Source organism: Sphingobacteriales bacterium (genome assembly GCA_016706405.1).
Classification (GTDB): Bacteria; Bacteroidota; Bacteroidia; order Chitinophagales; family UBA2359; genus BJ6.
In genome coordinates this window covers 78,047-92,835 of the sequence record JADJJT010000002.1, presented here as the reverse complement: position 1 = coordinate 92,835, position 14,789 = coordinate 78,047, and the positions used below count along the sequence as shown (strand labels likewise).

The 14,789-nt window shown below is 46.4% G+C and carries 5 protein-coding genes; 2 read left to right on the top strand and 3 right to left on the bottom strand.

The features are described 5' to 3' along the window. Nucleotides 1-42 precede the first annotated feature (42 nt). The 3 genes from IPI59_06770 to IPI59_06760 are packed head-to-tail and all read right to left on the bottom strand — an operon-like array spanning nucleotide 43 to nucleotide 11,916. Nucleotides 43-1,353 (bottom strand): gliding motility-associated C-terminal domain-containing protein, encoded by a 1,311-nt coding sequence (locus IPI59_06770; GenBank protein ID MBK7527243.1) that lies wholly within the window; start codon nucleotides 1,351-1,353, stop codon nucleotides 43-45. Next, nucleotides 1,262-2,899 (bottom strand): hypothetical protein, encoded by a 1,638-nt coding sequence (locus tag IPI59_06765; protein MBK7527242.1) that lies wholly within the window; start codon nucleotides 2,897-2,899, stop codon nucleotides 1,262-1,264. Before IPI59_06765 ends, IPI59_06770 begins: the two co-directional genes overlap by 92 nt. Beyond that, nucleotides 2,878-11,916 (bottom strand): SprB repeat-containing protein, encoded by a 9,039-nt coding sequence (locus tag IPI59_06760; protein MBK7527241.1) that lies wholly within the window; start codon nucleotides 11,914-11,916, stop codon nucleotides 2,878-2,880. The genes IPI59_06765 and IPI59_06760 overlap by 22 nt, the downstream gene beginning before the upstream one ends. Nucleotides 11,917-12,520: 604 nt before the next feature. Here IPI59_06760 and dnaA point away from each other — a divergent pair. Together dnaA and IPI59_06750 are read left to right on the top strand one after the other, a co-directional pair. Continuing rightward, complete coding sequence (dnaA, locus tag IPI59_06755) at nucleotides 12,521-13,999, top strand: chromosomal replication initiator protein DnaA (GenBank protein ID MBK7527240.1); 1,479 nt, start codon at nucleotides 12,521-12,523, stop codon at nucleotides 13,997-13,999. Nucleotides 14,000-14,112: 113 nt separating this feature from the next. Next, entirely contained in the window at nucleotides 14,113-14,619 is a 507-nt protein-coding gene (locus IPI59_06750) for a D-tyrosyl-tRNA(Tyr) deacylase (protein ID MBK7527239.1), read from the top strand. The last annotated feature ends 170 nt before the right edge of the window (nucleotides 14,620-14,789 follow it).

Below are 14,789 nucleotides of genomic sequence, written 5' to 3'. Positions count from 1 at the left end.
GCAATGCAATATCCGGAAAATAAACATACTAACAATAAAGTGCTAACGCAGCAAAGTAATATTGCCTCGCATTTGGGCAGTTTTTCCATCTAAATAGTAAACGGTGGCATAAAACGCATACACCCCTATGCCGGCAGGCTGTCCATTAGGCATTAAGCCATCCCATCCGCCATTTGGCAAGGTATTGGGGTTGGCAAAGGCAACATGCCCCCAGCGGTCGTAAATTAATAAATCAATTTTTGCTAAATTGGCACCTTTAACGTTAAATAAGTCGTTATAGCCATCGTTATTAGGGCTAAAGGCGTTTGGCACATTCACATCGTTTACCGGAAGAATGGTAATGGTAACAGCGTCTGTGGCTTTGCAGCCTTGTTCGTCGCTAAGCGTTACGGTGTAAACACCAGTAATTGTTGGTGTTATACTTGGGCTTTGCACTGCTAAATCATTAATAAATCCAAGCGGGTCGTCCCATTCAAATATTAAATTACCGCTATTTGTGTTGCCCGCTCCTGTTGTTTCCAAAACAATCGAACTGCCTAAATAAATACTGGTATCGGCAATCGTCTGAACCATAATTTTACCTACGTTTAACGTGGCATTCGTAGTGCTGATACAGCCGTTAGCATCGGTAACAGTTACTGAAATGGGGTAATTGCCGGTGGCAGAGGGTTTTATCTCGTGAGGGCCATTTCCGGAAAAATTACCCAAAACACCTGCGTCCCAACTATAAACAAAACCTGTATCCGGATTATCGAGACTTGCTAATACGGTTTCATCCAAGCAAATAATATCATCGCTCAACAATAAAGTAATTTCCGGCAGCGGTATTTCGGTTAAAGTGAAGGTAATTGGTTGGCTGTCGCAGTTGGCTTTGGCAATAGCGGTATAAGTGCCGGCTACGGTTGGCACATAGGTGTTGCCGGTTGCAACTTCTTGGTTGTTAATATCGTACCAGTAAATCGTTGCGCCGGCGGGGGGTATTGCTTCAAACGCTGCGGTATTTGGTGTGCCTGCACAAGTGGCTAAGCTTTGCACTACGGCAGTAGGCACAGCCAAACTGCCAATTGTTACCGTTACGGTAGCCGTTGCAGCTGCACAAGGGGCTATGCCAGTAACGGTGTAGGTAAACGCATAATCGCCCGCCGCGTTAGTAGCAGCCGTAAATATGCCAGTTCCTGCGTTAAAGGTGCCGGCATCGGGTGTTGGACTGCCAGTAGCAAGTGTCCATGTGCCGCCCGCATCTTCGGCAGTCAGTAAGGTGTTAAGTTGTATGGGGGTGGCATCGCCAACACAGACGGCAGTTGCGGCAGCGGTGCCGGCAGTGGGTGCGTCTTGTATGGTAATGGTTTGCACCGATTGGTCGGGGCAGCCCGGCTTTGGGCGTGGTCAAAGTAAAGGTAAGCTCGTAATTGCCCGCCAGGGTGGCATTAAGGTTTAAATTATTGCCTCCGGTAATAGTAGCTGTGCTGCCTGCTGGCGCGTTGGTAATTGTCCGGGTGCCCGCTTCTGCAGTCAGTTTGTAGGCATTCAGGTCAATAGAAGCGGCATCGTTGCAGGCATCGGCAGGTTTGGTGGTCGATACATCGGGGCAAGAGCAATCCTGAACTATCACTTCAAAATCTAACAACACATCGGTACAAGGCGCACCGTTGTCAATCGTGTAGGTGTAGGTGTAGGTGCCGGGGGCGTAGCCGTTAAAGTCGAGGTTGGGGTAAGTAGTGGGGCCTGCATCGGCGGTTGTCCACGTTCCACCCGTATAGCTGCCGCCAGTCAAATAGCTGTTGATATTTAGCGCAGCGTTGCCATCGGCGGTATTGTTGCAAACCTGGTCGCCGCCCGCGCTTAACGAAGCCGTTTGGGCTAAGGCAATATTTACGTTCACCGTACTGTTGGCTGAGGGGCAAATGCCAAGTGCCGAGTTGATGGTATAAGTAAACGAGAAAGCACCATTTAATCCGGATGGATTTAAACTGCCCGCTCCGGCATTAAAATTGGCACCTGGGTTTCCGGATGCTACCGTCCAAGTACCGCCTGCTGTTTCTGCCGTTAGCTGGCCGTACAAATCTAAACTACTGTCGGTGCTGCACAAATCAATATCGGTTGGCGTGCCTGCATTAACAGTTGCATCAATTTGGAAAGGCAAATCAATTTTATCGGGACATCCGGCTTTGGGGGTAGTAAGGGTAAAGGTCAGGGTATAACTACCTGCAACGGTTCCGGAAATATTTAAGGTGTTTCCTGCAATAGAAACGCTGCTGCCAATTGGCTCGTTGGTAATGGTAAACGTTCCGGCTTCGGGCGTAATTTTTAAGGCTGCCAAATCTATTGTTCCCGCAGTATTGCATATATTGCCCGGATTGGTTATGGTCAAATCGGGGCAGAGGCAGTTTTGTACGGTAATAGTTATTTGTTGGCAAGTTGGGGTACAAGTGCCGCTTGGGTCGTCTAAGCAATACTCGTAAGTCCATTGGCTATTAGCTGCCAAGCCTACAAAATCGGCAATACCTGCGCCATCAGGGGCGGGTGCGCCTGGGGTTACCACCGTCCAGATGCCGCCACTGCCTTGTGTTACTAAGGTGTTAAAATCAAGCGTCGAGCCTTCGGGGGCGGTATTGCAGGGGCTTATAGCCGGTGGAGTTAGGGCTACTTGTGGTTTAGCACTAATGGTAATACTTACCGTAGCACTTGCATTGGGGCAGGGGGCTGTGCCAATTATTGTGTAGGTGAAGGTATATGTTCCGGCAGCATGGTTTAAAACAGTCCAATTCCCTAAGGCAGCGTTAAAATTAGAGGCACCATTATTATTTGTCCAGTTGCCGCCGGTTTGTGGTGTACCGCCCAGCAGGGCAAACAAATCTAAGGGGGGCAACTTGGTCGTTACAAGCGGTGGTTGAGCCATTGGTGCGGGATTTGGCGGGGAATTAAGGGTAATGGTTTGTTCGGTAGGGGGGGGCAGTTGGGGTCAAGGGGGGGCGGAACCAAAGTGTAGCGCACCACGTAATTACCAGCCGCCGAGCCGGTGGCGGCAAAATTGTTGCCGACAAGGCTGGCTGTTCCGCCGCCGGGCTGACTTTCAATACTCCACGCACCTGGGTCGGTGGTGGGCAAGGTAAGGGTTGATAAATCGAGGGTTGCGGCATCGTTGCAAAGATGCTGGGGTGTGCTCGTCGTTGGACTTGGGCAGGCACAGTTTTCAACAATAACGGCAACGGCATAGGTAACATTGCTGCAAGGGGCTGTACCTGTCAGGGTATAAGTATAGTTGTAGGTGCCGGGGGTTAGGCCGTCAAAATCGGCTGTGCCACCTGCTACGGCAGGCGCGCCGGGTGTAACTGCCGTCCAAGTGCCGTTGGTAGCACCTGCTGTTACTAAGGCATTAAAATTAAGCACCGAGCCATCGGCAACAGCATTGCAAATAGTAGCGGTATTGGTAACAGTGGCTTGGGGTTGGGCAAACACTTCAACGGTAACGGTGGCTATATCGTTGCCGCAGTTGGGGTCGTTAAGCACGTAGTCAAAAGTATAGATGCCCGCAGCTTGCCCTTGTGGGGTAAAACTGCTGCCGCTAACCCAGGTGCCGCCGGGGGTATAGCCCGTTACCAAGGTAGTTAGGTCTATTGGCGTGGCATCGTTGTTGCATGCCGTGGTGCTGCCACCAACTCCCGCATCGGGCGCAGGTGTAATATTAATGGTAACGGTAGCGGTAGCATCCGGACAAATGCCGCCACCACTAACTGTATAGCTAAATATTATACTACCAGCAATTTGTCCAAGCGGGTTCAATTGTCCGGAGGCCGCATCAAAACTGCCCGGCAAAACGACTCCCGATATTAAAGCCCAGGAACCGCCGGCATCGGCGCCACCGAGCAAAGTATTTAAGTCAAAGGCCATATTACTGTTATTGCAGAGCGTCGCTGTATTATTGTTGCCGGCATTAGGCGGCTCTACAACATCAAACACTTGACTTGATGCATCGGGACATCCTGGTATAGGCGTTGTCAAGGTGTAAATTACTTCGTAGTTGCCTGCGGGTGTATTGTTGCCTGTCAATAATCCGGATATGTCGATGCTTACCGTACTTCCTACGGGTACAAGTCCTAAACTCCACGAGCCAGGGTCGGCGTTCGAAGCTACATAATTCATTAGGTCAATACTAATAAAATCGGTGCAAACAGGCAAAATAGGCAAGGTGGCCACTATGGGGCAGTCGCAGTTTTGAACAACAATAGTAGCGGTATAGCATTGGTTTTGGCAAGGTGAAACAGCATTGCCGGTACAATATTGGTAAGTGTAATTACCCGGATTTATGCCATTAAAATCAACAAGTGGATTGCCGAATGGCACTACAGGTGCGCCCGGCGTAATGGCAGTCCAAACGCCATTGGGGTCAGCGCCCATTGTTACAAGCGTATCCAAATCTATCATTGATGGGCCGTCGGTGCTTATGCCATTACAAGCAAAAGCACCTATAACGGTGGCAGTTGGCAACGCTTCGATTGTTACGGTAACTGTGGCTTCGTCAGGGGCACATGGGGCAGTACTTGTTAAGCTATATACAAACGTGTAAATACCTGCCGGATGATTTATGGGGTTAAAACTTGCATTTAGAGCATCAAAACTTCCGGAGATTACCTGGTTGCCCGTATTTGTCCATACACCGCCGACATCGGGGGCATTTATCAGTTGTGCTAAGTTTATAATTCCGGCGGCATCATTACAAACCGAAAGCGCAATATCGCTACCGGCGTTGGGCTGTTTAAAAATGTTTACAGTAATAGTTTCGCTGTCGTTGGGGCAAGGCGGAGCGTTAGTTATAGTGTAGGTAAATGAATAACTGCCCGCGCTATGATTGAGCGGGTCAAAAGTTCCGGATGTCGCGTTAAACGCTCCTGCATCGGGGGTGCCGCTTGTTACAGTCCACGTGCCGCCCGTTGCCTCGTTAGCCAGTAAATCAAATAAGTTAAGGGTCGTACTCTCGGTATTACAAAGGTCTAAGGGAGTAGATGCAGTCCCCGCCGAAGCAAATTGGGCAATAGTTATGCTTACAGTAGTTTCGTCAGGGGCGCAGTTGGAATTACCAGCTTGCGTGTAGGTAAAGATTAAGGTTCCGGGAGGATGGTTGGTAAAATCCATGTTATTAGGCGTGAGTGGTATGTCTAAATTTCCGGATGTTAAAGCCCACGTACCACCAGGGTCGGCATTGCTCAACAAATCAAACAAATTAATTGGCAATGTATTATTGTTACATACCTCAAGTGAACCACCAGAGCCTGCCGAAGCTTGTGCTTCTAAGGTAATTGTTACAGTAGTTGTTTGGTTGGGGCAAGGTGTAGTGCCAGCAACGGTATAATCGAATATAAAAGTACTCGGAATATTACCTTGGGCAACAAAAATACCCAAAACGGGGTCGAATGTATCGGTGGCCGGGTTGGCACTGCCACTATTTAAAGACCATGTACCGCCGGCATCGGCATCAACCAAGAAATCGGTTAATATTATTAGGTTGCTGTCGGTTGTGCAAAGTACTATGCTTTGGCCAGTGCCGGCATTAGCGGGGGCGTTCACAGTAACAACAACCGTATTAGCGGCAGGGCAACCTGGGGGCGGGGCAGTTGCTAAGGTAAACTCAAGGGTATAATTACCTGCTGGGGCATTACTTGCATCAAAAAGTTGGCCGGCAATAAACGCCGCTGGTAAACCAAATGGAGCAGCTAAAATTTTCCAATTTCCGGGCTCATTAGGTTGTATAGTGCTTAAATCAAAACTGCCATTAACACTATTAGCACAAAGTATAGGTGGGGGCAAAATATTAACATCGGGGCAAGCACAGTTTTGCACATTAATTACTACATCGGCACTTACTGGTGCGCAAGGAGGTGAGTTTACCGTGTAAGTAAAAGTATAAACACCAGGCAAAGCACCATCGAAGTCAATATTGGGCAAAGTTCCGGATGCCCCGGATGGTAACGAACCACTCCAAACTCCGGATGTGCTGGCAGCAATTAAGGAATCTAAATCAATTTCCGAATTGCCATCGGCAGTCGTGCTGCAAACAATCGCGGTATTTAGCACATCAATAGTGGGCGGGATAACGGTATTAATACTAACTTGCAACGAGTCTGTACAGCCGTTCTCGTTGTATAATACCCACACACTACTGCCTCCAACGGCTGTTATTGTGGTAATTGTATTGCTTAGGTAAGGCAAACCATTAAACCAGGTAAAAGTGCCCGATTCGGGGCCGTTGTAGGCACTAAGCGTTAGTAAGTCGCCTTCGCAAGCATCAATAGGATTAGCGGTAACGGTAAACGAAGGCGGGGCAGCTATGGTTACTTCTGCCGTAGCAGTAGCTGTACAGCCGTTATTGCCATAAACCAAATAGTAGGTAGTGTTTGTAGTAACAGCATCGGCAGTAATAAGCGTGCCGTTTGGTGGAAAATCGTTGGCGTACCAAGTAAAAATCCCTCCATCGTTTGTTCCGTTTAAGTCGGCTAAGTTAAAAGTTTTATTGGCACAAATAGTATAGGGTTGAATAGCATTAAACTGCAAAGGAGTTGCCGCTCCTACGTTAATATTCGATAAACTAAAGGTGCACACTTTTGAGTCGGTAATGGTAACAGAATATAATCCGGGTGATAGATTAGCGGGGTCTTCTATATTGCCTAATGCCGGCGACCAGTTAAAAGTAAAGCCCGGAGTACCGCCTATTACTGTTAGGTCAATGCTGCCGTTGTTTAAGCCAGCGCAGGTTTCAGGGGTTGTTATTGCCGAGGCGGTTATCGCATCTGCTCCGGGCGGTACAACTATTGTTTCGGTGGCCACGCATCCGGTAACTAAATCTAAAACGGTAATAATATAGGTGCCCGGCATTAAGCCGTTAGCTTGGTTTACGTTGTCTAAAACAGTAGGGCCTAACCATTGGTATTGATACATACCACTGCCATTGCCGCCCATTGTAATGGTAATGCTGCCACCCACACCACACTCGTAAGGTGTAACATCGGCATTAATGTCTAATACAATTTCTTCAACATCAATACTTGCTTGGCCGGTGCAGCCATTTTGGTCGGTTACCGTTACACCATAAGTACCGCCGCTTGTGATAATAATATCTGATTTTGTTTCGCCATTTGGCGACCATAAATAGGTATCAAAACCTTTACTGGCCGAGAGGGTGATACTTTTGCCCTCACATAAATATCCGGATGATAATATTATTGGTGCGGGATTATTGGCTACTGTTACAGCAACCTGCACAAGGGCAACACATCCGTTTTCGTTGTATTCTACCCAAATTAAGGTAGAAACACTGGCGTTCCAATCGTCCGAAAGTGGTGCCCCTCCAAATTGTGGGTCGGCACCATAAAAGGTAAAGGTGCCGCTACCACTTTCAATTAAATCGGGCAGATACAATACCGAACCCTGGCAAACGGTAGTATCCGGATTAATACTAAACGAGCCTGGTATATTTAAGGTTATGGTTACTTGCAGCGAATCACTGCATCCGGATTCTTCGTAAAGCACCCAATAAATATCAGTTCCTGATACATTTACAGTGTTTACCACATTGCCTATGCTCGGAGTATCATCAAACCAGGTAAACGTTCCCGGATTTGGGCCGTTGTAGTCGCTAAGGGTTAGCTGATTGCCATTGCATTGTGGAGGAATTGGCAATACGCTAAACGTAGGTGCTGGCTGCGCAATGGTAATTACTACGCTGTCAACACAACCCAAATAATCGTAAACATAAGCCGTATAGTTGCCAGCACTTAGCCCGGTTGCAGTTGGGTTATGCAGGTTGGGGTCGTGGCTCCACTGGTAATTGTATTGCTCACCGCCGTCGGGAGGCACTCCTCCGCCCGATGCTGTAACCGTAGCCGCGCCATCGGCAGCAGTACAGGCCGAAGCATTAGTTTGGCTTACAAGGCTAATATCAATAGGGGCGGCATCAATTACCTCAAAGCTAAATAATGAAGTGCAGTTGCTATTTCCTAAATCGGTAACGGTAACATTATAGGTGCCCGATACCAAGGGGCCAATCCATTTGGCGGTATCGCCCGGTGCTGCGCTGGCACTACCCGACCCAGCACCTGACCAAGTGATAGTATAGCCCCCCGTGCCATTAATCCATTGAATTAGCGCCTCGGCTTCAACAGCGCCCGAACAATTGGCCTCAATGCTTTTAGCGGTGGCAATAAGCGAGAGGCCTGGCCCTACGTTAAACTCAAAAGGCCACGCACAATTTGTAGTTTGGTCGGTAATGGTAACACTATATGAACCTGTTGGCAACGAGTTGCGTGTGCCATTGGTGCTGCCATTGTCCCAAAGATAAGTAAAGGGGCCAATACCGCCTGTAATATCTGCCGGAGTGATGGCAATACTGCCGTTGCTTAGGTTGCACGAAGCATCGGTAATGGCAGGGGCAACGCTAATGGGTTCGGCTACAGATACCGTTACTTGTCCAGTATTGTAGCAGTTACCTGCCAGATTATAGGCCGTAAAAGTATAGGTAATACTGCCCGAAATTCCGGATACATTGGTGGTTGTGCTGTTTGGTGCATCTAAACCTGTTCCCGGGCTCCAAAATACATTTAGCGGGTCCACATCGGTTAAATTGGTAACTGTTAAAGTGGTGGAGCCATTTAGTCCGCAAACATAGGTATTAGCGGGCATAGTAAAACTTGGTATTGGTTGAACAAAAATAGTGGCCTCAACCCATGCCGACCACCCGCAGCACTCAGTACGAACCCGATGGCGTACTAAATGAGGCGAGCCTGCTAATGAAAAAGTATAATCAGTAACATTTTCAGTGGTAAATTCCGGATTATTGTCGTTGTTGAAGTCCCATTGATATTCAAATCCGGTTTGCCCTGCCTGTAAATCAACTAAATCACCTTCACATATTTGGTATTCATCGGGATTTGTGCTAATTTGAGGTGCATCGCAATAAATAACGGCATCAATAGTTTCGTCTAAAACAATATTTGCAAAGCCGGTATAGATGTTTGCATTATAGGTTATATCTTTTCTACCTGTAGATGCGTATTGCGTGTTTACATTACTGCCTGTACCTGTTGCCGGACTTGCCCCTGCACCAAAGTTCCAAGTTCCGGATGTAGTTGCCGTAAAATTTACACCGGTATTCGTGCAACTTCCGGCGCTGTAAGTTATTACAGGCTGAGCAGTTATGTTAAAGCTAATATTATTGAGGTTTGGTGCTGCGCCGCCATTGCTAGCATCGTTGTAGGTTGTTTGGGCTACCCCTGCCGAGCCGGTGCCGCCGGTGCCGCCTGCGCCTCCACTACCGCCTGCGCCCCCTGCGCCACCATCTCCGCCTTCGCAGTTACCGCTACCGCCGCCGCCACCTGTACCACCGCCACCACCGGTGCCGCCCGTACCAAATGTGGCGGGCGAGCCTACGGTTCCGGCAACAATATTACAATCGGTAATACTGCCGCCCGCGCCGTTGGTATAGGTGTAAACACCAAACGAGGCACCGCCGCCGCCCGCACCTTCACCAAAGGTGCCCGCTTGGCCGCCGCCGCCGCCACCGCCGCCGCCGCCACCGGCATCAACACTGCCGAGCGTTGCATTTTGGCCGCCGCCACCGCCACCGCCACCACCGCCTTTTCCATCAGTCCCGTTTGTGCCGTTGGCGCCGCTTGCTGGTACAAAATAGCCACTCGAATAGGTTACGGTACCATTGCTGCCATTACTGCCATTGCTGCCATTTGTGCCGGCTGTGCCGTTGCTACCATCGTAGGGAAAAGTGGGGTTGTCGCAGCCGCCGCCTACAAACTCAAAAAAGCCGTTGCCACCAGCACCGCCGGGTCCACCGCTAATTAAACCGGGCTGCCCGGTAATGCCATTATCGCCGTTAGGGCATGGCCCGAAAGGAAAAAACCCACAAGGGGCAAGAATAAAATCGGCATCGCCACCTTTGCCACCATTGCCACCTGTATTACCTGTTGGCGAGGTGCCTCCACTGCCGCCGGCACCGCCTGTTGAGTTGCACAAAGAGCATTGGCCACCTGCTGCCCCCGCCGAACCATTACCGCCTGCTGTGCCATTGTTTCCGTTAGCACCATTTACGCCGTTGCTGGCATTGCCGGGCAAAATACGGCAGCGCACAATTTGATAGTTGTTGCAGTTAACCATCCGGATACCGTAGGTACTAACGCCAGAACGATGTATGGCATCTGCCGAAGGCGCATTGGCAGTTGTTATTGTCAAGTCTTGTAATCGAAAATTAGTTTGCGAGTTAATATCCAACGCAATAAGGGCTGGTGCCTCGGGGGTAGCTAAGCCATCCCAAGGGAAACTGCCATTGGCAGTGCGGTTAATAATAGTTGTATTGCTTAATATACCGGTAGTACTAGTTTTTGTCCAGTTGCTTAAATAACCGCCCTCGAGGGTTACGTTACTTGGAACGGTAATGGGGGCATCTATATCGTATTGGCCTACTTGCATTTTTATTACTCCTTCCGCGCAAGTAATCATGCCGAGTGCTGCGCTAAGGTTGGCCGGATTTTCGACCGTGCCGTCGCCGGTGCCAGCGTTGGTAACATACACATTTACGCAGGTTGGGCTGGCTGGCTCTTCGTTGGAGTAAACAGTAGTAGATGCTGTGGTGGTGCAGCCGTTTAATGTTACCTCGACGGTATAAACCTGGGTGGTGCTTGGCGAAACTGTAACTGAGTTAGTGGTTTGGCCTACGGCATCTTCGCCGGCAGTCCATAACACCGTTGCACCGTCGGGGGTAGCTACGCTAAGAACAAGGTCGCCGCCGCCGCATACTACCGGATTTTTTGGGGTAATATTGGCAAAGGGCATTGGGTTAACTATTACCGTTTCGACAACGGTAAACTGACAAGGAGGTGCGCCTGCTGTTAAGGAATAGGAAGTGGTTTGCGTAGGCGTTACCGTTATTGAGCTGCCAACTTCGCCTGTGCTCCATGTTCCGGACACATTGGCGGTTAATGTTACCGAAGTTCCTTGCCCCTCGCATATTGGGTTTGCTGGAGTTATTTCGGGAATATCTTCAAACTCGAATGTGGCAGTTCCCGTCATCAGGTTACCACAAATATCTTTTACGCCATTAGGGGTAAGGGTATAAGTTCCGGATGGGTTTCCGGTTAAGTCAAATTCTACAAACAGCAAAGTAGTAAAATCGCCACAATCTTGGCCGGTAACATTAGTAACAACGCCATTGCCCGACAAGGTAAATGCAGCTGCCGACAAGGAACTGCAATCAATAGGTTCGTTGGGGTAAACGGTAATGGTTTCGCCGGGTGCGCAGGGTTCGTCAATAGTAAAGGTGGGTGGCACATTATCAAAAATAGAAGAAGATCCGGTAAATGTAATAGAATAGCCGCTATTATCGCCGGTAAAATTGTTTACTACCAATACAAAGGTTTGACCAACGGTAACATCAATACCGGGCATAATAGGCGGCTGGCTGGCCGAGTAACTGAGGTTTCCGGATTGGGTATTGTTGTAGTCAAGGCCGGTATTGCCGTAGTCATCGGAGTAATTGCATCGGATAGGGTCGTTGTTTTGAACGGCAGCGCAGCCATCCGCACTAACTTCCCACATAGCAAAATCGTAGTCGTAAGTGGTATTAATGGTAAAACCAAATGAGCCGCCTATTTGAACAGTAAAAATGTACCAAACCGAGTTTGTTTCGCCGGTAAGCAGGCAGGTTTCGTAAGGTACTACGTCAACAAAGCTACCAGGACCGGTGTACGAGTTGTTTTGGGTATAACTGTCTTGGCAAACAGGTATTGCCCCAATACAGTTTTGTTCGGGCTCGCTGTATTGCGCTAACAGGGTGATTGTTGCGCTACAAAATAGCGCTAAAAACAGTGAAATTTTAATAAAGGTGCAAGGTATAAAGTCGGGTAAAAGTTTTTGCATAGGGAGCTATTTTGAAACAGAAAAAGCGATCTATAGGAGCGTCAAATATCCGGATAAAAAGACAAAAAAAATAGTTTGGAGATAATAAAGTTTAATTTTTTTCTTAAACATCACATGTCTTATTTAAACAATACAATTAGGTGGATATTCTAAAAATAAAATTTTGTCTGAAATAAATATTTATTACTATTATGTTATTTTTTATTTTTTTACTAATTTTTATCTTAATTAATAATTTTAATACCAAAAGTCTTATTTTGTATAAGTGTGCGTTAAATTTTATTTTAACTAATTGGTTTTTATTGGCATTTGCAGGTTTGTCTTTGTGTTTCAAACTAAAAAGTAAAAAAAAGGCAAAAAAAAGTTTTTGTTGTTTCATAAAAAGGCTGCATCTTAGCAGTCCGATTTACAAATGTATCATTTATTTGACTTAATAAGATAATAATATGATTCTATGTAAGCCTTGTGCTAATTAATGCCTTTGATGCGTCTTGTTCCCTATTTGTAAATCAATTTTCCGGAATTTATTTTCTGGTACTATTCATAATTTTTGTTGCGCTGCTTTTATTTTATAAGTAGCATTTCTATATTAAACGGTTAGGCTATGTTGCTATCCTGTCAGACCGTATGGGGTAATTGCCTCCATACAATACGTAATTTAATTAACAACGAGCGAAGTTTCAATACCTGGTTTTTACCTATTAAACCGGTAGCACTTGAAAACACTATTTTAACCATTCAGGTACCAAGTTCGTATTTTTACGAATATTTGGAAGAGACCTTTGTGGCCGAAATTCATACCGCCCTTCGCAAAGAGTTAGGCACCGAGGCTCAATTAATGTATCAGGTAGTAATAGACAGAGACAATAAACAGTCGCTAAATATGATGACTAAAGGCGTTGTTAGCCCTCCTAATTTCAATAAAAATCAACCGCAGCAAAACCCAGGGGGCACTAATGGCAAGCACCCCTTTAATGACAGGCAAAACGGCAAGCCAAATATACCGTACCAAAACCCTTTTGCTTTTCCGGGCATAAGCCCTATGTTGCCGTTTGACTCGCAATTAATACCAAAATTTACTTTTGACAATTTTATTGAAGGGCAATGCAACCAGTTAGCACGGTCGGCAGCTTTGGCAGTGGCGCAAAAACCCGGCGGCACCTCGTTTAACCCCTTAGTATTGTACGGGCCAACAGGCATAGGCAAAACCCATTTGGTACATGCTTTGGGCAATATGGTTAAGGTCCTTTACCCCAATAAAACCGTATTGTATGTTTCGGCTGAAAAGTTTACCAACCATTTTATTGAAGCGGCAAAAAACAACTCGGTACAAGATTTTATTAACTACCACCAAGCTGTTGATGTGTTAATTGTTGAAGATATATACCAATTTGCCAACAAAGAACGCACCCAAGATATTTTTTTTCATACGTTTAACCATTTGCACCAATTAAACAAACAAATAGTACTAACCAGTGATGTGCCCCCGCGCGACCTAAAAGGAATAGAAGAGCGCCTATTATCGAGGTTTAAATGGGGCTTAACCGCCGACATGAAAGTACCCGACTTTGAAACACGCATCGCAATTTTAGAGTCGAAAATGGCTGCCGATTGTATTGAAATGCCGCGAAACGTAATTGAATACGTTGCCCACAATATTAATACCAATGTGCGCGAATTAGAAGGTGCTTTAATATCTTTATTAGCGCACTCAACGCTGCAACGCCGCGACATTGATTTGCAATTAGCCAAAACTATTATACGCGATTTTATTAATAATGTTTCGCACCAAATATCTATTGAGGAGATACAAAAATTAGTAAGCGACTATTTTAGGCTTCCGGTCGATACCCTAAAAGCTAAAACCCGCAAACGCGAGGTGGTACAAGCGCGGCAAATATCTATGTATTTGGCTAAAAAATTTACCGACCTCTCTTTAAAAATGATTGGGCAGCATTTTGGCGGGCGCGACCATACTACCGTTATCCATGCCTGCCAGTCAGTTTTAAACCTAATGGATATTGACAAAACTTTTCAGGACGATGTGCTTGAATTACAAAAACAAATAGACTTTGCTGCTTAAAAACTATTTGGCGTATTGACATCTACTACTTATTCAATCAATTATTTTTTTAGGTTTAACGAGATTATATTATTTGAGTTTGTTATTTATTAAGATAAATCCATTTTGTTCTTATGCGGGCTGTTATTCAGCGAGTTAGTAGTGCATCTGTTACCATTGATGGCAGTTTGTACGCCCAAATAAATTCCGGATTTTTAATTTTATTGGGTATTGAACAAGCCGATGCAAATAGCTATCCATTTCTAAATCTAAACACAGTACAGCAGCAACCAATTCTTCCGGATATAATATGGCTAACGCAAAAAATAGTCAATTTGCGTATTTTTTCAGACGATGACGGCAAAATGAACCGCTCAATAATAGACGAATTACCTAATGCAGACGTACTTGTAGTAAGCCAATTTACCCTGCACGCAAGCACAAAAAAAGGCAACCGACCCTCGTTTATACGCGCAGCCCAGCCCAATATAGCCAATGCTATTTACGAGCAATTTTGCCAAGCCCTTAGTGAGCTATTAGGTAAAAAGGTGCAAACAGGCAGTTTTGGGGCCAATATGCAAGTAGCTTCGGTAAACGACGGCCCCGTAACCATTATTATTGACACCTTAAACAAAGAGTAATTTACCTACCTTTATTCATTAGATTTTGCCCTAATTATGGGCAATTTTTATTTCCGGATACAATACTTATTGTTCCGGAAAAACACTATTTGGGCAAAGAATTTTGTTTTAACCCATTTTAACCTTTTGTCAATTAATTAGGGTATTTAAATACCGTAACTTTGTGCAAA